Origin of the sequence: Weissella thailandensis (assembly GCF_005405465.1) — a bacterium.
Lineage (GTDB): Bacteria > Bacillota > Bacilli > Lactobacillales > Lactobacillaceae > Weissella > Weissella thailandensis.
The window spans coordinates 15,883-38,098 of the sequence record NZ_BJEC01000006.1 but is presented as its reverse complement, the minus strand read 5'-3'; the positions used below and the strand labels follow the sequence as shown (position 1 = coordinate 38,098).

20 protein-coding genes are annotated in these 22,216 nt (G+C 38.3%); 2 read left to right on the top strand and 18 right to left on the bottom strand.

Features of this window, described 5'->3' with window-relative positions; all coding sequences use genetic code 11:
- A complete protein-coding gene (locus tag FFM62_RS03645; protein ID WP_115470792.1) occupies window positions 1-1,263 on the bottom strand; it encodes a quaternary amine ABC transporter ATP-binding protein in 1,263 nt (420 codons plus the stop codon).
- A 245-nt stretch (window positions 1,264-1,508) separates the two neighbouring features.
- Here FFM62_RS03645 and FFM62_RS03640 point away from each other — a divergent pair, with 245 nt between their 5' ends.
- The gene (locus FFM62_RS03640) at window positions 1,509-2,126 is read left to right on the top strand and encodes a GntR family transcriptional regulator (RefSeq protein ID WP_115470791.1); all 618 of its coding nucleotides are present in this window, start codon (window positions 1,509-1,511) and stop codon (window positions 2,124-2,126) included.
- Between the two features lie 84 nt (window positions 2,127-2,210).
- On the opposite strand, the gene FFM62_RS03635 is transcribed toward FFM62_RS03640, so the two are convergent.
- The 3 genes from FFM62_RS03635 to parE form a co-directional block, all read right to left on the bottom strand.
- Window positions 2,211-3,137, bottom strand: coding sequence for a manganese-dependent inorganic pyrophosphatase (locus FFM62_RS03635; protein ID WP_075269832.1), 927 nt, complete (start codon window positions 3,135-3,137; stop codon window positions 2,211-2,213).
- 81 nt (window positions 3,138-3,218) lie between these two features.
- Window positions 3,219-5,678 (bottom strand): DNA topoisomerase IV subunit A, encoded by a 2,460-nt coding sequence (parC, locus tag FFM62_RS03630; protein WP_115470790.1) that lies wholly within the window; start codon window positions 5,676-5,678, stop codon window positions 3,219-3,221.
- Window positions 5,679-5,684: 6 nt separating this feature from the next.
- A complete protein-coding gene (gene parE, locus FFM62_RS03625) occupies window positions 5,685-7,712 on the bottom strand; it encodes a DNA topoisomerase IV subunit B (RefSeq protein WP_115470789.1) in 2,028 nt (675 codons plus the stop codon).
- 195 nt (window positions 7,713-7,907) lie between these two features.
- Between parE and plsY the strand changes: the two genes are divergently transcribed.
- Window positions 7,908-8,531, top strand: a complete 624-nt coding sequence (gene plsY, locus FFM62_RS03620) for a glycerol-3-phosphate 1-O-acyltransferase PlsY (protein WP_115470788.1) — start codon at window positions 7,908-7,910, stop codon at window positions 8,529-8,531.
- Between the two features lie 100 nt (window positions 8,532-8,631).
- Here plsY and FFM62_RS03615 read toward each other — a convergent pair whose 3' ends face one another.
- The 14 genes from FFM62_RS03615 to FFM62_RS03550 all read right to left on the bottom strand — a co-directional run bounded on the left by FFM62_RS03615 (window position 8,632) and on the right by FFM62_RS03550 (window position 22,195).
- Window positions 8,632-9,513 carry an aldose 1-epimerase family protein gene (locus FFM62_RS03615; RefSeq protein ID WP_115470787.1) on the bottom strand — a complete coding sequence of 294 codons (882 nt, stop codon included), beginning with the start codon at window positions 9,511-9,513 and terminating at the stop codon, window positions 8,632-8,634.
- Window positions 9,514-9,585: 72 nt separating this feature from the next.
- A complete protein-coding gene (gene xerC / locus FFM62_RS03610) occupies window positions 9,586-10,512 on the bottom strand; it encodes a tyrosine recombinase XerC (RefSeq protein ID WP_115470786.1) in 927 nt (308 codons plus the stop codon).
- 26 nt (window positions 10,513-10,538) lie between these two features.
- On the bottom strand, window positions 10,539-12,692 hold the full coding sequence (topA, locus tag FFM62_RS03605) for a type I DNA topoisomerase (protein ID WP_210727696.1): 2,154 nt from the start codon (window positions 12,690-12,692) through the stop codon (window positions 10,539-10,541).
- Between the two features lie 128 nt (window positions 12,693-12,820).
- Window positions 12,821-13,687 carry a DNA-processing protein DprA gene (gene dprA / locus FFM62_RS03600; RefSeq protein WP_115470785.1) on the bottom strand — a complete coding sequence of 289 codons (867 nt, stop codon included), beginning with the start codon at window positions 13,685-13,687 and terminating at the stop codon, window positions 12,821-12,823.
- Between the two features lie 48 nt (window positions 13,688-13,735).
- Window positions 13,736-14,500, bottom strand: a complete 765-nt coding sequence (gene rnhB, locus FFM62_RS03595) for a ribonuclease HII (protein WP_115470784.1) — start codon at window positions 14,498-14,500, stop codon at window positions 13,736-13,738.
- On the bottom strand, window positions 14,493-15,365 hold the full coding sequence (ylqF, locus tag FFM62_RS03590; RefSeq protein WP_115470783.1) for a ribosome biogenesis GTPase YlqF: 873 nt from the start codon (window positions 15,363-15,365) through the stop codon (window positions 14,493-14,495). Before ylqF ends, rnhB begins: the two co-directional genes overlap by 8 nt.
- Window positions 15,366-15,386: 21 nt before the next feature.
- On the bottom strand, window positions 15,387-15,608 hold the full coding sequence (locus FFM62_RS03585) for a YozE family protein (protein ID WP_075269841.1): 222 nt from the start codon (window positions 15,606-15,608) through the stop codon (window positions 15,387-15,389).
- Window positions 15,605-16,222 (bottom strand): YpmS family protein, encoded by a 618-nt coding sequence (locus FFM62_RS03580; RefSeq protein ID WP_115470782.1) that lies wholly within the window; start codon window positions 16,220-16,222, stop codon window positions 15,605-15,607. The genes FFM62_RS03585 and FFM62_RS03580 overlap by 4 nt, the downstream gene beginning before the upstream one ends.
- A gap of 1 nt (window position 16,223) precedes the next feature.
- Window positions 16,224-17,096 carry a GDSL-type esterase/lipase family protein gene (locus FFM62_RS03575; protein ID WP_115470781.1) on the bottom strand — a complete coding sequence of 291 codons (873 nt, stop codon included), beginning with the start codon at window positions 17,094-17,096 and terminating at the stop codon, window positions 16,224-16,226.
- A gap of 135 nt (window positions 17,097-17,231) precedes the next feature.
- Window positions 17,232-18,077: a DegV family protein gene (locus tag FFM62_RS03570; protein ID WP_115470780.1), complete on the bottom strand. Its 846-nt coding sequence runs from the start codon at window positions 18,075-18,077 to the stop codon at window positions 17,232-17,234.
- 141 nt (window positions 18,078-18,218) lie between these two features.
- Window positions 18,219-19,085: a DegV family protein gene (locus tag FFM62_RS03565; RefSeq protein ID WP_115470779.1), complete on the bottom strand. Its 867-nt coding sequence runs from the start codon at window positions 19,083-19,085 to the stop codon at window positions 18,219-18,221.
- A gap of 181 nt (window positions 19,086-19,266) precedes the next feature.
- The gene (locus FFM62_RS03560) at window positions 19,267-19,683 is read right to left on the bottom strand and encodes a MarR family winged helix-turn-helix transcriptional regulator (RefSeq protein ID WP_165845885.1); all 417 of its coding nucleotides are present in this window, start codon (window positions 19,681-19,683) and stop codon (window positions 19,267-19,269) included.
- A gap of 12 nt (window positions 19,684-19,695) precedes the next feature.
- Window positions 19,696-20,361, bottom strand: a complete 666-nt coding sequence (locus FFM62_RS03555; protein WP_115470777.1) for a copper homeostasis protein CutC — start codon at window positions 20,359-20,361, stop codon at window positions 19,696-19,698.
- A 139-nt stretch (window positions 20,362-20,500) separates the two neighbouring features.
- Window positions 20,501-22,195, bottom strand: coding sequence for an NFACT RNA binding domain-containing protein (locus tag FFM62_RS03550; RefSeq protein ID WP_115470776.1), 1,695 nt, complete (start codon window positions 22,193-22,195; stop codon window positions 20,501-20,503).
- Between the last annotated feature and the right edge of the window lie 21 nt (window positions 22,196-22,216).

Here is a 22,216-nt window from a genome sequence, read left to right as displayed (position 1 = left end):
TTATACTTCCTCCTTTACGTCTACTTGCTTTGACTCGGATTCAGCATGTTTCTTTTCAACCTCAGCTTCAACAGCTTCAGCTTCATCTGATTGCCCATTTGCAGCCAAGGCTTCAAGCACACGACCACGAATTAAGATACCACGTAAGCGACCATTTTCAACAACAGCCAATGGCGTTGGTGAGTCATAAATCAGTGGCATAATATCCATGACTAACATATCTGGCTCAACAGTTGGAATCTGCTTAGCAACATCTGCTAACTTTAATCCTTCTGTACGTGCTCGGATAGCATCCTCACTGGTAATGTAACCCTGGAATTGACGGCGACGATCAACAGCAATCAATCCTGAAACCTCTTCAGTACGCATCTTCTTCAATGCAACGTTAGGTCCATCGACTTCAATATTAGTGAAGAATGGATTGATCATGATGTTTTCAGCCGTCAAAACCTTTGAACGATCAACGTCTTCAACGAAGGCACGAACATAATCGTTAGCAGGTTGCGTAACGATTTCTTCTCCAGTACCTACTTGAACAACTTCCCCGTCCTTCATAATAGCGATACGATCACCAATACGAAGAGCCTCATTCAAGTCGTGGGAAATAAAAATAATCGTCTTTTGGTATTGCTCTTGCAAATCTAATAACTCATCTTGCATATCACGACGAATCAATGGATCTAAGGCTGAGAAAGCCTCATCCATTAGTAGTATTTCCGGATCATTGGCCAATGCACGCGCTAACCCAACACGCTGTTGCATACCTCCAGATAACTGACTTGGATATTGATCCTTAAACGCTAACAAATCGGCATTATCTAATGCCTTTTCAGCTTTTTCACGTCGTTCAGACTTAGGTACACCCTTTACTTCAAGACCATATTCGGTATTTTGTAAAATAGTGCGGTGTGGAAATAATCCAAAACTTTGGAAAACCATGCTCATTTTTTTCCGTCGAACATCAAGCAATTTTTCCTTATTGAGTCCCGAAACATCTTCGTCGTCAATATAAATATGACCTGATGTTGGTTCAATTAACCGATTCAATAGTCGAATCAACGTTGATTTACCTGAACCAGAAAGTCCCATGATAACAAAGATTTCACCCTCTTCGACAGATAAGTTAGCGTCATATACACCAACAGTTGATCCTGTCTTCTTTAAGATTTCAGTCTTTGATTCATGTTGTTCAACCAACTGTAGTGCTGGCTTAACACGCTTTCCGAAAATCTTAGTCAGGTGTTCAATTTTTACCTTTGACATATATTTTCTCCTCCTACTTGTTCGAAAGACATACTGCTCTCGCTAAGTGACAATTCTATTTTAAACATAAGGTTGTCACTTTGGTCAAATTATACCATCTATACCAATGTTATGCAAATGTTAAGGTTGTTGTGCCATTAGTTAATTAAATAACCGTACCAATTATTTTTTATAATTGCTAAAAGCGGACGTTTAGCGCATTATATGATATTCTGTAAGTATATGACTAATTTTAGGAGGATTTTATGCCAACCATTAAGCAACCTCGCTATCGAAGAATCGCTTTACGAATTGCTGAACAGATTAGTAATGGTCAACTACAAGTCGGTAAAAAAATTCATGCGCGATCAACACTCGCAACTAATTATGGCGTATCTTCAGAAACTGCTCGTCGGGCAATTAGCATTTTAGAAGATTTAGGTATTGTTGAAACCCATCATGGCAGTGGTGCTATCATCATTTCTCGCGAAAAAGCACAAGAATTTATTAATTCAGAAAGCGATGCACAAAACCTACAAAACTTACAGACTGATTTGGTTAAGCAAATTGCGAATCAAGAGGCAGGATTAGAAACCCTAACACAATCACTAAATGCTTTTATTGAACAAACCCAATATTATAAAGAGCACAATCCATTTAGGCCTTATGAATTAAAGTTAAACAATGATTCGCCAATGTTTGATAAAACTGTTAGTGAATTAAACTTTTGGCATCGAACTGGTACAACTCTAGTTGGTATTCTCCATGAAAACCGCTTGACACTATCACCTGGTCCATACGCCAAAATAGAAAAAGATGACACACTTTACTTTGTTGGTAACGAATTAAGCGTACAAAATGTCTATCATCTTTTTTATGAATAAGCGTTCAGTTAAAAATATACAAAAAAGAATTGCTGATTCAAATTCCTTACTAGTAGAAATTTGTTATTCAGCAATTCTTTTTTATTATCCTTCAAAGGCTGTTGTTAATGGTGGCACAACCTGCTTCTTACGTGAAACAACACCTGGTAATGATGCACGACCGTCGGTTAATGTTACCCCAAATGCAGCTGCTACCTTGTCTTGGTTTTCACCCAAAACAAGAATGTCTGAGTCTGAATCCAAAATATTAGTAACAACGAATACAAATGTGCTATAACCATCTTCTGCTAATTCAGTTTCAATTGCAGCTGCGATTTCATCGCGGCGAGCAAACACATCATTAACATCCACTGTGTTAACTTGACCAATACGTACAGTTTGTCCAGCTAGCTCAAATGACTTAGCATCCCCATCAATTAAGTCCTTTGCTGACTTAGTTGATAGGTCCGTTCCGGCCTTCAACATTTCCAAACCATAAGCTTCATAATCGTCCAAACCAGCAATCTTAGCTAGTCCTTCTAATGCTGGCTTATCGGCAGATGTTGTCGTTGGGCTCTTTAGCAAAAGCGTGTCCGAAATAATTGCTGAAAGCATTAAACCAGCAATCTTGGCTGGAATTTCAATACCAGCGTCTTTGTATTCATAATAAAGCAAAGTGGCAACTGAGCCTAATGGCTTATTAATGAACCATAATGGGGCAGCTGAAGTGAAATTGATCTTGTGGTGATCATATACACCAGCTACGGTAACATCAGCTAAATTAGCAACTGATTGGCTTGCCTCATTGTGGTCAACCAAAACGACTTCTTCTGTGTCGGCTTGCTCAATAACACGAGGTGCTTCTAATTTAAAATAGTTTAATGCATATTCAGTCTCTGCATTGGGTGTTCCCAAAGCAGCAGCTTCTGTATCAACTTGATAAGCTTTATTTAAAAAGTAAGCTGCAGAAACAGCAGATGCAATTGTGTCTGTATCAGGATTTTGGTGTCCAAAAACCAACGTCTTAGTCATCAGATAATTCTCCAATTCATTATTTCTTTATCATTACAATTAATAATACACCATTTTTAATGATGAAACATCCAGAAAACTTTAATTTTCTACTTTTGTTTCATCATATAAACGGATACTTACGGGTTGTCCATCAGTTGCAACATCAATAATAAAACTACCATTACTGTATCGTTGACTCAAACCGTGATCCTTAGGTGACACGTCAAACTGTTTGCCACGACTCGTAAAAATCGATAATGGTGCTGGTGCCTGCTGATCAACAATGATAGTTGCCACGATTTCATGGGAATCCTTCTTTAACTCCCTCATAATAGCAACCCCTTTGCGAGCACGACTCGTCACAGGTATTTCGTCAACTGACATCCATTTAAAGGCACCCCGGTGCGTAATGATAACCACTGCTTGCTTTGCCGTTACCGTTGCCATACCAACGATGATATCATCAGCAGCTAGGTTCATTGCCTTTACACCTGCCGTACGATTACCAGACGTTGGTACTTCATTGACATCATAACGCAAGCCAATTGCATGTCTCGTCGTTAGGACGACAGTACGATTACTGGTTGCTCCTACAGGTAGATACTCCAGGCCAACTATGACTGCATCATCAGCCTTCAACTTCATATAGACGGTACTGCGCTTTTTGTACGTACTTCGAGGCGTTAAATCTTCAAAACTAAATTGTTTAATATAACCATCGTTTGTCGCACTTAGCCAAGTACCTTCTAATGAATTAATATCGTCCACAACCTCAACACGGATAATCTCCTCATCAGCAACAAAACCACTTATTGATTGTGATAAATGTTCACCAGGTTCTTTCCACTTGAATTCAGGTAACTCGTGAATAGGGCGATAAATAACATGTCCCTTGTTAGTAAAGATAAACATATGTTGTAGCGTATTGACACGATCGACAAATAACGTCTGATCATCATCACGCAGCCCGTTTTCATCTCCTGACGCTTTATACGAACGCAATGATGAGCGCTTAACATATCCCATTTTCGATACAAGCACGGCAACATCCTCGTCAGCAACGGTCACAGTCGAATCATACTTCAATTCTTGAACATCTGTTTCAATAGCTGTTAGTCGTGGTGTACTATAATTCTTTTTAATGGTTTTTAGTTCTTGACGTAATTCTTGGCGTAATACTTTAGGTTCTGACAAAATAGCATTAAAGTGCATGATTTGGTTAGATAATTCTTCAAATTCTGCTTGTAATTGTGTCACATCAGTATTCGTTAATCGATACAATTGCAAAGTAACGATTGCTTCCGCCTGCTCGAGAGAAAAATCATATTGATCAACTAAATTCTGCTTAGCACTTTTACGATTTTCCGAACTACGAATCGTTGCAATCACTTCATCAAGGATTGACAGTGCTTTGATTAAACCAGTAACAATATGTTGACGTTCCTTCGCTTTACGTAAATCATACTCCGTTCGCTTAGTAATAATTTCAACTTGATGGTCTAAAAATGCCTGTAAAGCGGTTTTTAGTCCCACTCGTTCTGGACGTAGATCATGAATCGCTACCATATTAAAATTATAAGTAACTTGCAAATCAGTTTTCTTTAACAAATAAGCTAAAATACCTTGGTCATTTGCATCTTTGCTTAATTCAATAGCAATTGATAACCCATCACGATCAGATTCATCACGCACTTCAACGATTCCTGATACATCTTTATTTAAGCGCAACTCATCGATCTTTTTAACTAAGTTTGCTTTGTTGACTTCATACGGAATCTCGCTAACTTGAATTTGTGATTTACCACCCTTTAAACTAACAATTTCAGTTTTTGAGCGGACTACAATGCGACCACGCCCATTTTTATAGGCGGATTTAATGCCTTCCACACCTTCTATAATCCCTCCAGTGGGGAAATCAGGTCCCTGAACAAATCCCATCAAATCTTCTAAACTCGCTTTTGGATGCGCCAATAGATAAATCAATGCATCAATTACTTCGCCCAGGTTATGAGGGGGGATATCTGTTGCATATCCGGCAGAAATTCCAGTCGCTCCATTTACTAACAGATTAGGAAAATGAGCCGGTAAGACTGTTGGTTCATATTCGGTATCGTCAAAATTCAATACCATATCAACAGTATCTTTTTCCAAATCACGTAACATTTCACCAGCTAATTTCGACAAACGTGCCTCTGTATAACGCATAGCTGCTGGTGGATCATTATCGATTGATCCATTGTTTCCGTGCATTTCAACGAGAGGTGCCCGTAATTTCCAGTCCTGAGACATGCGTACGAGTGCCTCATAAATTGAAGAGTCACCGTGTGGGTGGAAGTTACCCATAACATTTCCAACTGATTTTGCAGATTTACGGAATTGTTTATCAAAAGTATTACCATCCTTATTCATGGCGTACAAAATACGGCGTTGTACGGGCTTCAACCCATCACGAATATCTGGTAATGCACGCTCTTGAATGATGTACTTCGAATAACGCCCAAAGCGGTCACCCATAACTGCTTCAAGGCTTAATTCTTGAATATTGCCAATTTCTACCATTCAATCTTACTCCTTTTTGTCTTGCCAACTTTCAATAACTGGCGTGACAAATTCTTTACTTTGTGAACTGAGCTCTTCATTTTGAACCGCCTCCTCAAGGAGGGTATCACCCTCTTCGACTAAGTTAAAGGCAACATTACTTTCAATCCATTTACGACGAGGTTCAACCTTGTCACCCATCAACGTGGTAACCCGTTTCTCAGCTAGCATTGCATCATCAACCTTAACCCGAATCAAGGTACGCTGTGTTGGGTCCATTGTTGTCGCCCAAAGTTGCTCAGCATTCATTTCACCAAGCCCCTTAAAGCGTTGTAATGTGTATCCCCGACCAATTTCTTCTTCAGCTTCAACTAATTGATCATCGGTCCAGGCATACTCGATTTGTTGTTGTTTGCCCTTACCTTTACGTAACATGTACAACGGTGGCAAAGCAATATAAACCTTACCCTCATCAATTAATGGACGCATATACTTATAAAAGAAAGTCAGTAACAGCGTTTGAATATGGGCCCCATCATCGTCCGCATCGGTCATAATAATAATTTTATCGTAATTTGCATCGGCCACTTTAAACTCAGGTCCAACACCCGCACCAATGGTATAAATAATTGTCGATATCTCTTCATTCTTCATAATATCGGGCAATTTGGCTTTTTCAGTATTCAACACTTTACCACGTAACGGTAAGATTGCTTGGAATTTACGATTACGACCTTGTTTAGCAGAACCACCGGCGGAGTCACCCTCCACTAAGAAAAGTTCATTTTTATTAGCATTTTTCGATTGGGCAGGCGTTAATTTTCCAGATAGTAGGCGTTCACTTTTACCTTTCTTTTTACCAGAACGAGCCTCATCCCGGGCTTTTCTGGCTGCCTCACGCGCTTCCCTAGCACGAAGAGACTTTCGAATTAAGTTCTGAGAAAATTCACCATTTTCCATTAAATAGAATCCAAGTTGCTCAGTGATAATGTTATCAACAATTGTCCTGGCCTCAGGTGTTCCTAGCTTCTCCTTTGTTTGACCTTCAAACTGAAGAATATTTTCTGGAATTCGCAATGAAATTACCGCTGACAATCCCTCGCGAACATCCGAGCCCTCAAGATTCTTGTCCTTATCTTTTAGCAAGTTTACGCGTCGGGCATAGTCGTTAAATGCTTTAGTCCAGGCTGCTCTCAAACCCGCTTCATGAGTACCACCATCTGGCGTTCGCACATTGTTAACGAAAGACATCATCGTTTCCGAAAAGCCGTCATTATATTGTGCGGATACTTCAACTTCAACTCCTTGCGCAGTGCCATCAAAATACATGATGTCACCTAAAGTATCCTTATCTTCGTTCAAATAAGTGACGAAAGCCTTAATCCCTTCTGGAAAATGATACGTTTCAGTTTGTTCTTGTCCTGACCGTTCATCAGTTAAGGTGATTTTGACATCACTAAGCAGAAATGCCGACTCACGTAATCTTTCGGCCAACGTATTAAAATTATAAATTGTTGTTGAAAAAACTTGAGGATCTGGTTTAAAAGTAATCGTTGTCCCAGAAGCTTCCTTTGTTTTACCAATCTTCTTTAATGTGCCATCAGGATGACCACCGTTTATAAAATGTTCCTGATACTTCACACCATCTCGTACAATCGTAACAACTAAGTCACTAGATAATGCATTAACAACCGAAGAGCCGACACCATGAAGGCCTCCTGACGTCTTATAACCACCCTGGCCAAATTTTCCACCAGCATGCAAAACTGTCAAAATAACCTCTGGTGTTGGTTTACCAGATGAATGCATACCCACGGGCATACCACGACCATGATCTACCACTGTAATGGCATTATTTTCATGAATGGTTACATTGATTTCATCACCGTAACCGGCCAATGCCTCATCAACAGCATTATCAAAAATCTCGTACACTAAATGATGGAGACCTTTTCCATCTGTTGATCCAATATACATCCCCGGTCGTTTACGAACTGCCTCGAGTCCTTCTAAAACTGTAATGGAATCATCCGAATAATCATTTTTCTTTGCCATGGACGTTTCCCTTTCATATAATTTAACTTGCAATTTAATGCGTTTCAGATTTCATAATAGCTCAAAACTAACCTCTGACGCAATACTATTAAAAAAATTTAAAGTCTCAACCTTTAGAAACATGCTAGAATAGATATCGTTCTGTAATTCAATAGAACCATGCAATTATTAAAATACATTTAAGGAGATATCGTTGTGACGATTTTTCATTTTATTATTAGTTTTATCTTGGCTTACTTATTTGGGTCTATTCCAACAGGATATTGGATTGGAAAGATCTTTTATAAGAAGAATATATTAGAATTAGGTTCGGGAAATATCGGCACCACTAATACTTTTAGAACATTAGGTCCAGTACCGGGCACAATCGTCTTAATTATCGACTTATGTAAGGGAATACTAGGCGCTTTGATGGCTAGTATCTGGGGGCCAGCACCCCAATGGGCTTTCATGGTTGTCGGTTTAGGTGCCATCTTAGGTCACACATTTTCTATGTGGATTGGCTTTAAAGGTGGTAAAGCAGTTGCCACCTCTGTTGGTGTCTTGCTACTATATAGCCCTTCTATGTTCCTAGCTGCTGTCATTGCCTTTATTTCATCCATTTTGCTTACTAGTATGGTCTCAATTGGTTCAATGCTTGGTTTTACTGTTGTCACCTTACTATCAGCATTTTGGTTGCATGATTGGTTACTAACAACGATTGCCCTCGCACTAACAATATTCGTATTTTACCGACACCGTGGTAATATTAAGCGAATCTTTAATGGTACTGAATCAAAAGTCCCATTTGGGCTGGGCTATTGGTTATCAAAAAAATAATAAATAAAACTCTCTCAGAAGGTTGGCAGTGATAACTTTTACAGGTTATCAACATCTAACTTACTCTGAGAGAGTTTTTTTATTTATTATCTTTTTAACTTTAAAAGAAGGATAGTGAGTATGAGCCAGTAAATGTTTGTGCTGGTGCTAAATTATTAATCGCATACTTATGATTGATAATACCGTCCGCATCGACAGTATCAGCTATTCCCCACCAAGGCTCTAAGCAGACAAAGGGCGCATCTTTACCATAAGGCGTCCAAATACCCAGATATTTTGCATCCTGTACGTGCATGGTAATTCCGTGAGACTCATGTAGCTTAGCCAAGACAACCGATACAGGATTGCTATCTAGTCGTAAGATAATGGCATCATTTTTATAATCATCATAGCGTAAACGTAAGGGAATGTCCGAATTAAACGTCGTGTCTAAATTATTATCTAGATACGGCCCGACTAACTTTGAGCGTGAATATTTACGAGTTGGATCGACATTGACATAATAGTCGGTAAATTTCTCTCCTTCTTCAAGTGGAACACGGAAACCCGGATGACCACCAACGGAAAAATAAATGTCATGCGTGTCAGTATTGGTAACAACATAAGTGATTCCCAACATATCTTGATCAGTTAATCGAAAAATAATATCAAACTGAAAATGGAATGGATAGATTGATTGTGTTTCTTCTGAATCTACTAGGCGAAGCCTAGCCATTGTACTAGTTTTCTCTACCAAATCAAATTCATTATCACGGGCAAAACCATGTTGTGTCATAAAATAAGTTTTATCACGGTATTTATAGCGATCTCCCTTTAGACGACCAACAATTGGAAACAAATTAGGCGCATGGCGACCCCAAAAATTTGGGTCTGCTGTCCACATGTATTCCAGGCCGGTGTCACGTCTCGTAACACTTGTAAGTTCCGCACCCATTTCCGATATCTTAACAATTATATTTTCATTTTCAAGTTTAACTGACATAACCCCTCCAAAATAACTAGATACTACCATAATGATAGCAAATAAAATTGGTCTTTACCAATTTATTATATGCTAGTCTGAAGCTCTTGGAAAAAAATTACGATAACTTTTCTGCAAATTTTCCGTTGTTACGTGTGTATAAATTTGGGTTGTGCTTAAACTGCTATGTCCTAACAGCTGTTGTACGGTTCTTAAATCAGCCTGATTGTTTAAAAGATCAGTCGCAAATGTATGTCTAAACATGTGAGCAGTCACATCTTGGGTCAAACCTGCTTTTTTACCAATTTGTTTCAAAATATACTCAATTCCTGCCGTAGTGACTGGTGCCCCACGTTGATTCAAGAATAATTTATTAAAAGGCTCATCCTGCTTACTTGCTAGTACAGGTCTACCTGCCTCTAAGTAAGTTGCTAAGGCATCAGCCGCATAACGCCCAAATGGTACAATACGTGTCTTATTACCTTTTCCAATAATTGTCGCAACACGTGCCTTACTATCAACATTCTGTAAGGTCATATTGGCAATTTCTGAAACACGTGCCCCTGTGCCGTAAAGCATTTCTAGTAACAATTGATTTCTAAGTCCAAGTGCGGACTTGTCCTTTGCCGCCACATCAAACATGCTATTTAATTCCTTCTGATAAAAATAACGTGGTAAATGTTGGCCTGGCTTCTTTAAAACGATACCTACAAAGGGATTGTCGCTCACTAATTCATTATTAACTAAAAATCGGTAAAAACTACGTAAAGAGCTAACTTTCCGCGCAATGGTCCGTGACTCATCACCTTTTTCATATAGTTCGGATAAAAACACACGTACATCAAACGATGTAATATCTGCTAAAACAATCTCTTTAGTAGATTGCGTTCGAGACAAAAATGTCAGGAACTCCGAAATATCTCCTTGATAAGCCTTTTGTGTGTCATCCGAATATTGTCTCTCAATACGAAGATAGTCTAAAAAAAGTTGTTTTTCATTTTCAGCTTCACTTACTGTCACAACTCAACCTTTCACTAAATACACTATCATTTTGAAGACTTTGATGTTTCTTCAGTATTTTCTTGATTTTTGTTATCGTCATCAGTCTCATCTTTAGGCGTTGTACCATCTGGTAACGTTTTCTCAGTTGGCTTTTCCCATGACACAAAATCACACTCTGGATAACGTGAACAACCATAAAACTTACGACCAAGTTTTGTTTTACGTTCAACGATTTGTCCCGTTTTACATTTAGGACAAAGTAAGCCAATTTCTTCAACAATCGTTTGTGTATTGCGACAATCTGGGAACCGTGAACAAGCATAAAACTTACCATAACGGCCTAATTTTTTAAGCATTGGTGCACCACAAATATCACAATCAAATCCGGCTAATTCGTCTTTTAGGACAATCTTTTCCATTTCTTTTTCAGCTGTCTCTAGCTCTTTTGAAAAAGGTGTAAAGAAATCATCGACAACTTTAACCCAATATTTTTGACCAGCTTCAACGTTGTCTAAGTCAGTCTCCACTTTGGCAGTAAATTTGATATTCGTAACATCTGGGAAGAATTCCTGCACCGTATTTTGGACAAGCTCCCCTAATTCGGTTGGTACAAATTTTTTTGTATCCAGTCGGACATACGCACGACGTTGAATTGTCTCAATCGTAGCTGCGTAGGTTGATGGACGACCGACCCCGTTTTCTTCTAATGCTCTCACCAAAGTTGCCTCGGTATATCGAGCAGGCGGTTGCGTAAAATGTTGCTCGGGTGACATTGATACCATATCAACAACGTCACCAGTTGCCAAGCTAGGCAGCTTGTTATCTTTATTCTTTGCCGCTGGGTAAGCCTTTGTAAATCCAGCAAACTTTGTTTGTGACCCGTTTGCACGGAAAGTCACCCCGTTTTGTTCAATGGTTACTGCCATGGTTGCTAAAATTTCTGGGGTCATTTGACTAGCAACAAAGCGTGACCAAATTAATTGATATAGTTTAAACTGCTCATTCGTTAACTTATCTTTAATAGATGCTGGCGTTCGGAATACTGAGGTTGGTCGAATAGCCTCATGGGCATCTTGTGCCCCTTCCTGTTGTTTACCTTCTACTGGTTTTACAGCCGCATACTCCGAGCCGTATTCATCATTAATAAACGTTGATGCCTCTGCCTTAGCAGTGTCAGACAAACGAACCGAATCCGTACGCATATATGTTATCAATCCAACAGTACCATTTTTACCACCTAGATTGATACCTTCATATAACTGTTGCGCCGCCATCATCGTTTTACGAGTTTTAAAGTTTAACTGCGTATTGGCTGCTTGTTGCATAGTTGAAGTTGTAAATGGTGGCTGTGGATTACGCTTACGATCCTTCGTCACAACATTAGTCACATTAAATGGTGCTGTGCGATCCATCTTTTTTAAAACTTCTTGAACAGCGTCATTATCAGGCAAGGACGTCTTTTTACCCTCCAGGCCATAAAATGCAGCTTTAAATTTCGTCCGGCTCTTTTTAAACATTGTGTCTAGTGACCAATATTCATCAGGTTCAAACGCTTGTATTTCTTGCTCTCGTTTGATAACGAGTCCCAAAGCAATTGATTGCACACGACCAGCTGACAATCCTTTTTTCACTTTCTTCCATAGAATAGGTGATAACGAATAGCCAACTAACCGATCTAAGATACGACGAGCCTGTTGCGCATCAACAAGATCCATGTCAATTTTTCTTGGATGTTTAAAAGCATCCTTCACGGCATCCTTTGTTATTTCATTAAATACAACACGATTATCACTAGAATCCAAATCAAGATCCAAAATATGTGATAAATGCCAAGCGATTGCCTCTCCTTCTCGATCCGGGTCAGATGCTAAATAAACATGTTTAGCTGCTTTGGCATCTTTTTTTAATGATTTAATAATATCGCCTTTACCGCGTATATTAATGTACTTTGGTTGATAGTCATTTTCGATATCAACCCCCATCGTTGACTTAGGCAAATCACGAATATGACCAATACTAGCGACAACCTTGTAGTTGCGTCCAAGATACTTTTCAATCGTTTTTGCCTTTGATGGTGATTCAACAATCACTAAATTCTTTTTTTGCTTCGTTTTTTTCTTCGCTCGAGATTTAGTTTGTGTTTTTGTTGATTTCACCGCACGCGCCTTTTTTTCTTTAACAGCTGTCTGTGAAGCCAATTGCGTGCACCTCTTTTCTTATAGTTTATTTTTTATTATTTTCATTAGCTTAAGTTCCTAACAATATTGTACTATACACTATACAGCAAAGCTTTGCCAAATGCCCATTGTATGATACAAGCAACAAATTAGTAAAAATTGGCAAATTCTAAAATGATTTGTTCTACAGACAAAACGGGAATTGCCCCTGCCAAAATCAATTCATTTGTTCCCCTAGAAGTTGGGACATCAACCCGACCAGGTAGTGCCATAACCGTACGATTTTGGTCCAATGCTAGCATCGCTGTAATGAGTGAACCAGACCTTTTTTTAGCCTCAATAACCAAGCAAACTTGAGATAGTCCTGAGATAATACGATTTCTTGCTGGAAAATGTTGTCGTTTTGGTCCTTGCCAAGGTAAATATTCCGATAATAGTAATCCCTCATGGGCAATAATATCTTGAAGTTGATCAGAACGTTTGGGATAAATTTTATCAAGTCCTGTTCCGGTAACGGCAACTGTTTTGCCCTTTACTTTGAGCGTTTCACGGTGTGTTAATTCATCAATTCCGGCAGCCAGTCCAGAAACCGTTACCAGACCAGCACCCGCCAAATCTGGAATCCATGATGACAAGACGCCTTGCCCATACTTTGTTGCTTGCCTAGAGCCTACAATAGCTACTAATGGTTGTGAAAGTAATGATAAATCACCTTTGTAAAATAAACAAATGGGCGCATCAATACATTCATAGAGATATATCGGATATTCTTTATCACAAATTGCGATGAATTTTTGCTTCCGTAATCGTTGCCAGTCAACTTGCCACTTGGTTTGCTTAAACCAAAAAGTTGCTGCATCTCGTTTCGGTTGACGCATTTTACTAATTATTAGAATTTGTTGCCATGGTAATTTTAATAATTTATTGTCACGCAAATAAATCCAAATACGATACCGTCCTTTGATACTCAGCCCCGGAACCATTAATAACCACAATAAAAAATCACGTTGTGCCATAATATATCTCCTTTCTAAAAAAGGACGATTAGCAACGTGATTTGTTCATCAATTTAAAAATTTTCTGACTGGCGCAAATGTCGTACGATGAATTGGTGTAATTCCAAATGTATTTAATCCTGCTAAGTGTTCTGCTGTTCCATATCCTGCATTATGTTCAAAACCATAACCTGGAAATTGTTGTGCAAAATCTTTCATCAAATTATCTCGATAATTTTTAGCTAAAATAGATGCAGCCCCAATTGAAATGCTTCGATCATCACCTTTGATTAACTTTTCTTGGGGTATTTCTAAATCGACCGTCATCGCATCAATTAATAATTTGTCGACATGGGCTGTCAAGCCTTCCACCGCTTGCCGCATCGCAACTCGGGATGCCTCATAAATATTTAAGCGATCAATCTCTGCTGCATCAACAACTCCAAATGCGAAGTCAACTACCTTTTCACGTAATTCTACATCAAGTGCCTCACGTGTTTTGGCAGAAAGCTGTTTTGAGTCATGGACAAGCGTCATATCAAAAGTTTCATCAATCACAACCGCCGCTGCGACTACGGGACCAGCTAATGGTCCCCGACCAACTTCATCAATACCAGCAACAATCTGACCTTTTTGCCAGGCATTTTTTTCAAAAGTTAGTCGATTATCAAAAGCCTGTTGTTGTGCTAGTAATTTTTCTTGTTGTTTTTTATATCGACTTAATAACTTTTGAACACCAATCCGGCTATCAGACTGCCAACGTAGCAGATCTTCGGCAGATGGCTGGTTTAATAATAGATGTTTTATTTCGGAAATCGTCTCTAACTTACCCATCGACTACCTCACCGATATGATCATCTGGTAGTTCTACTGTATAACGTCCTAATTTACCACGCCGTAAGTCAAGTAATAACCGCTCAGATGCACGATCATAGTCATCTTTAAAGCCCAGTTTTTCAGTTATCAATAACAAAATAACAACATCAGATTTTTCATCCCAAACTGATTCACTTAGATGATAACGTGTGGTAATCGCTTCGGGGTGATAGTCTCTAAAGAATTTTAATGTCGTCAACGCAATATCATCCAAATTGATCAGCTGATCTTTGATAGCGCCAGTCATTGCTAAATGTTGACCTACCCGTTGATCAGTAAATTTAGGCCATAAAACACCTGGTGTATCCAGCAATTCAAGATTTGTGGGTGTCTTTAACCATTGTAGTTTTTTGGTAACACCTGGACGATCACCAGTTATCGCCACATTCTTCATTACCAAGTGGTTTAACAAAGTGGACTTACCCACATTTGGTATACCTGCTACTAACGCACGAATTGCTTTATCTTGAACACCCTTTTCTTCCAAATTACGCCACTTATCTGCTAGCACAGAACGGGCTGCTTTTGTAATCATTTGTGGTGTTTTATTACCTCGTGTATCCAAAGATACGACTGTTAATCCTTGGGATTCAAAATAGTCGCGCCAGATGCTAGTACGCTCAGGATCGGCCAAATCTGTTTTCGTCATAATTAACAAACGTGGTTTCTCACCAAGAACCTCATCTAATTCTGGGTTTCGCGATGACAATGGTATACGTGCGTCAACTAACTCAAAAACAATATCGACATGTTTTAGATTCTCACGCATGAGACGGAAAGCTTTAGCCATATGACCTGGAAACCATTGTATGATTTGAGACATTGTATACTCCTTCGCGTTCAATTATTCTTCTGATGCCTGATACATCGACCATGCTTGATCGAATATGGACATACTGTGTAAATAGGTGGCATTTTCTTCCAAATACCTTGAAATCAAATCAAAATTATCTGACTGTTTGGGAAACTGCGTATCATAAAATGCTGCATTCGCAAAATTTTCGACTTCATCAGCCGTTGTTGGATTTCGTTGAGTCATTAACCATTGAAAAAAAGGGCGTCTCATTTATCTGAAAATCCTCCTTTAAATACAAATTTATCCTTTTCAGGATTAATTTGAACTGCTTTTACACGAACACCCTGTACTTTTGGTGCCTTTCCTAAATCAATTAACAATGTTTTTTTCTGTGCATCTAATGTTAGCCAATTAGGTAAATCGACCTTTTTTCCAAAGTAATTCATGACATATTTCACTGGTAACGGCAATTGGCCCACAGCAACTGAGTTTGCATGAAGTAGGATACCACCATTCTTAGTAACTTCTGGTGTCATTCGCATACCAAAATCAACGGATTGGCCAAAGAGCTTGTACGTACCATACAACATCATACCCTTCTTTTGCATTTCAAATCGAAATTGATGACTCAAAGATGGATCAGCATTAATATATTTTTCAACAAGGGCATTTAGCTCCTGACGACTCACACTAACTTCGAATGACGCCTGGCCAATTTCTGGCTGCGTGTCCGTCACATGTTGATGATTCTGCGGAATAAAAAGTAGCACTGCACTCAAAATAACTAATACCAGCAGTGTACCTAATACACCTTTTAAGAAACCTCGTTTTTGTGATTGACGAACAATCTCGTCTATATTAGACCGTACATTGTCTTGTTTCATATTATTTCTTCAACCAGTCCTGTTTATTTCCTGACATTTTTTTAACCAATAGTGTACTCATTTTATCATAACCTAAGTTATTTGGATGGTAGTGATCTTGTGTCGTGATATATCGATTTAGTTCGACATTTTTCTCAGCAGTTAATGTTTTGGTTACAACTTTATTGTTTAATGAACCACGATTAGCATTCTGAGATGTTTTCCGTAATTTTTCACGAGACGCTTTCGTCTTATATTGCCCGAAAGTCAATGTTTTAAATGTGGATACATAATAAATGCGATCATCCACAGACGCCAAATTTGCATTGATATCATTATATATCTTGACGTCATCATTTAAGTCTTCTCGATTTGCTAGGTAAACGTATAACGGATTATAGTTACCAAATAAATATATCGGTGCATCTTTATTTTGTTTTTTTAGAAAATCAGTTAGTTCAGTCAGATGTTCGGTATAATCCGGCATAGCCTGTTCAACATGTTTCGTCACTGCAGATTGAGATTTAGAAAAGACTGCCTTAAATAGGGTCTGCTGCAAATCATTACCACCAACCGTTAAAACAATAGCATCGGCCTGCTTAATATTTTTTTTTGCTTGAGAATTTGCTTTGATTCGTGCCAAAATTTGGTCAGAACGATCACCAGCTTTTCCATAATTTGACGTATTAACATCCACATCATACTTTTTGGTAAGTTTCTTTGCAGTCCTCTTAGTATATCCCTGCTGCTTGGTTGTATCCCCAATTCCTTCAGTTAATGAGTCACCGACAGCAACTAAATTAATTTTTTCTTTATTATCTGCGTTTACGGTACCTATACCAACAATAAAAAAAGCAAATAAACTGGCTAAAAATAAATACATCTTTCTTTGCATAACAGGTGACTCCTTTCTAGTCAGTGATTAATAATAACCTAACTAATCATTTTACCATATTTTACAACCACACAAAAAGGTTGGAACGTTTATTGTCCCAACCTCTCTTTATACTTAAAATCTATTATTAATCGATTAATTTAATTGGTAACTAAAGCCAATTGCATCATCACCTGTGTGCGTTGCAACTACCGGTGTCGTCTGTTGCAAAACAATTTCTACCCCTGGGAAAAGCTTTCGTAATTGTTCGCCTAATGCTTCTCTTTTGTCAGGGATACCTGCGGTCGAAATACCAATAGCATGGACCCCATTTGGTGCAGCCTGCAATATTTCTATAATCTTTCGTAAGTACGCTTTGGTTGACTTAACACCACGCCCTTTTGTCTCAACGTTGATATTCCCTTTAACAACGTGAGCACCAATATGAATGTTTAACATACCTGCCAATAGACCAGCTGTCTTTGACAAACGTCCACCAGCAACTAAATTATCAAGTTTTGAAACAAGTACGTATTGTTCAGTCTTTGCCTTTACCGCATTGATTTCAGCTAACACTTCATCACGACTTGCTCCTGTAGCGGCCTTCTCAGCAGCTGCCAAGACAACCATCCCCAATGAACGGTCAATCAAATCTGAATCAATGACAGTCACGTCACCATCGACCATCATGGCAGCTTGTCTGGCTGCATCAACAGAACCAGACAATCCCTTCGTTAAATGAATTGAAATGACTGACGAACCGTCAGCAACTAGTGGTTCATAAATTTCAGTGAAAACACCTAAAGCCGGTTGAGAAGTCTGTGGTAAGTTTTTAGATGCCGCCATCTTATCCATAAACTCAACTGGTGAAATAGTAATGCCGTCTTGATAAGTGACATCATCTATTGTAATTGTTAATGGAATAACTTTTATATCGTACTTTTCAATTTCATCTGGCAATAACATCGCTGTCGAATCAGTGACAATTTTTACTTGGGCCATAGTATTTAATTCCCCGTTTTCTTGTAATTCATTATGACTAATTATCTCATTTTTTTAATTGTTTTTCAATTAACTGATATACAAAAACTGTTAATCTGGTCTTTATAACTAAATCAAAAATTTGATAGTTTACCAATTATTTTATAACGAATCTGGTTCTCGTAGCCATGCCAATGCGAGAGCACCCTTTCCTAGATGCGCACCAATAACTGGACCAATATAACTAAACTCAATACGGATATCTGGGTATTCCTTTTGCAACTTATCATGCCATGCCTGGCCAGCTTCTTTATCATTTCCTTGAATAACCATTGCCCGTATTGGATAATCAGCCGTTTCTTTTGCCTGTGCAAACAACACTTCAGCCCGTTGCATGGCCTTTTTCATTGAACGTACTTTCTCAAATGGCACAATGTGATTGGTTTCATCATCAAAAGTTAGTAAGGGCTTAATTTTTAACATGGTTCCGATAAATGCAGAAGCATTAGACAAGCGACCACCTCGAACCAAGTTTTGCAAATCATCAACAATAAAGCACTCATCAATTGTTGCTGATAGTTCATCCAACTTCTTAAGTATGTTATCGATTGGTTCATCCTTTTGAGCCAATTGGGCAGCCTTCATTACTAAGTGGCCCATTAAACGGACTGTTATCTTTGAATCATAACCATAAACTTTAAAATCATCAACCATGTTGTCCAAACCGGCAACTGTATTCACAGTTCCCGAAATAGTGGCTGCTAAGTTAATCACAATAGCACCTTCATAACCCTCAAGTTTTAATGAATCAAATAATGATAGCCAATCACCAACAGCTGGTTGTGACGTTGTCGGAAATTCTGAAGATGCGGCTAATTTTTCATAAAACTCTTCAGTTGTGATATCAATACCCTCATGGTAAGTTACACCATCGATTATAACTGGTATTGAAACAACCTTAATATCATATTTATCAATTTCTTCTTGATCCAGATATGCTGTTGAATCAGTTACGACTGCAAGTTTCATCTTAATTCAATCCTTTCAAAGTCATCGGACACGTAAATTACCATCCTATGTGTTCTTCGTAGTCTTTTTATATGTAATTAACTAGGCTAAGAACTTATTCTTGTATATATAATGACTTAAGTACTCGTAAAATCATACCACAAATCAGCCAGGTTTTCATTCTGTGCCAGTTATTATCCATTTAAAAGGGCTTATTCATTGATTTGCTGAGTCGATTCAACAAAATTTGGAGCATACTAGTTTCCTCATCTGACCATAATTGAAAGACATTATCCTGAAAAGATTTATGTTGTTCATTAATTTCATGCAAAGTATCTGAACCAAGTAAGGTAAGCTTATATATCAACTGTCTGTGGTCTTTGCCAATCGCTTCACTGGCAATCAATTCTTTTTTAATTAACGAATGCAACTGTCGCGACAAGGTTGAATTATCTAAGCCCATATCGATAGATAATTTATCCTGTGTATCAATTGCATCATCTAGATGCTGCAATAATTGCCATTCGGCAATAGTTATCCCACTATCTTTAGTGATTTTTGTTAAAACCGTTTTATATTGTTTTTCAGTATGCCTTAGCGCTTCAAGAATCGTTTTCATTTTAACCTCCATTTAATTGCAAGCTTGCCGATCTTTAACTCGTGGCAATCTCACAATTTTTGAGCCATGAACATCTTTTACTCCAAGAACAGTTGCTATCTCAGTTGCATTCATATAGGATACACCACCACCAGGCATAATAGTTAGTCCATTAGGCGCCATTGCAACAATTTCTTGTAAATGGGGCAACGTCTCCTGGATACCCGCCTGTAAAGCACCACCATGCGTTAATACACGAATAACGCCATATTGATGTAGCCACTGCAAAGCCTGTAACTGACAAGTCGAGTCAATGGCGTCAAAGGCCATGTGACAAACAACTTTCATCGGCTTTGATGCCTCAAGTAATTTCAACATATGGTGACGCGCTAGGCGCCCTTTTTCATCGACAATCCCAAAAGTAACCGTTTGTACACCTAAACTTTTAAAAGTTAGGATAGATTGCCGCATTGTTTCAATTTCATCATAGTTATAATTGAAATTACCAGCTCGAGGGCGAATCATGACAACCAAATCAATATCAGACTTTGCAGCTAACTGAACAGCTCTAGCAACAGTATCAGGATCTGGCGTTAAACCACCCACTTCAAGATTGGCATTTAACTCAACTCGATTCACACCAGCATTAATTGCAGCCTCCATTGTTGGTATATCGGCCAATGCAATTTCTTTTTCCATTATGCCCCTCCACTACTAGTTCAACATATCATTTAATAATTGTTCATGTATCTGCGTACTTTAACGAGATACTTTTTATAAATAAGATACTAAAAAAGTCAGGCTAATACACGTGGTTAACCTGACCCTAAAGTCTTTCTTAATTATTTTGTCGTAATTTTTGCACTAATTGCAGTTCTGGTGTAACTGTCATCGTTGTTTGTCCTTCAAAAATAACGAATCCTGGTTTCGAACCATTTGGTTTTCTTAATCGTCTGACTGGTAAGTAATCTACCGGGACATTAGCTGATTCTCGTGCTTTTGAAAAATAAGCTGCCAGCATCGCACCCTCATACAAAGTTTGTTCTGTCGGTTCATTATCATGAATGATAACGTGTGATCCCGGAATATCTTTTGTGTGCAACCAAATATCAGATTTTGCTGCAGTCTTCATAGACAACCGTTCATTTTGCAAATTATTTTTACCAACTTCAATCAATGTACCATCTGTAGCGTAGAACTTTTCAGGTTGACTAACCTTTGGCTTCTGCTTCTTCTTATGTTGCACACGCAAATAACCTTCTTGTGTTAATTCTTCCCTAATTTCAGCTATATCCTTAGGTGAAGCAATATCAATCTGTGCCAATAAGGTTTCGAAATAATCAACTTCCTGTTGCGCTAGCGCAATCTGTGAATTCAAATATTTCACAGAATTCTTTAGCTTATTATACTTTGTAAAATACTTTTGAGCATTCTGAGATGGACCAATTTGATTAGACAAAGTTATTTTTAATGATTTATTATCATCATAATAATTAGGTAAGGTTATTTCCGTCATCCCACGCTTAATTTGAGACATGTACGTGGTTAATAGCTCACCTTTTACACGATATTCGTCAGCGTGATCAGCTTTCAACAATTCATTATTTTGCTTCTCAATTTTTTTCTTATTCTTTTTCAATTCATTACGGACGGTCCTTAAAACAATGACCGCTTGTTGCTGCACACGATCATGTTCAGACTTTTCCGCAAAATAAGCATCTAATAGCTCGCTCAATGAGTCATATGTGGTTGTATTACCAGAAACTGTTATCCAATTAAATGGCGTAAAGGTAACCCCACGGTCCGTCGTGATCAATTCTGGCTTTGGCTTATTAAACTGGTCTAACCAAGCTGTTGCTAGTGCCAATGCATCACCTGATTGTTGTAAAACATGGGCTAATTCATTTGCTGAGTCACGGGCAAATCCTTGAAACTGCTGTTGAATATTTTTAGCTAAATCGTCAACTTTCGGATTATCTAAAATAACGTTAGCTAAACCATCTAAACTCTTGAATGGATTAATAACATTTTGTTTAGGTGGTAAAACATAGGTTCCACCAGGCATCAATGTACGCACGCGATTCTGATCAGCTGGTACATGCTTGATTAGGTCAATAATGCGCTGTGTTTTTTCATCAACCAGAAATAAATTTGAATGACGGCCCATCATCTCTAAAATCAATGTTGTTTGTTCTTCATCCCCTAGTTCATCACGGCCTGAAGTAACTAGTCTAATAATACGATCATTTTCAACCTGCTCAACTTTGATTAGTCTTGAACCTTCAAGATGCTTACGAAGCATCATAGCAAAGTTTGGTGCAGTTTGTGGATTAGTATATTTGATTCTTGAAATTTGAGCCCGGGCAAATGCTGGATGGGCACTCAGTAAGACTGGAAAATTTTGTCGATTATGTCGAACTATTAAAAATATTTCATTAGCATATGGTTGATGAATTTTCATTATTCGGCCACCAGCCAAAGTCTCATTTAATTCTTGCACCATTGCGTGTGTAAAAAGTCCATCGAATGACATATTAGTTATCAATCCCCTTTC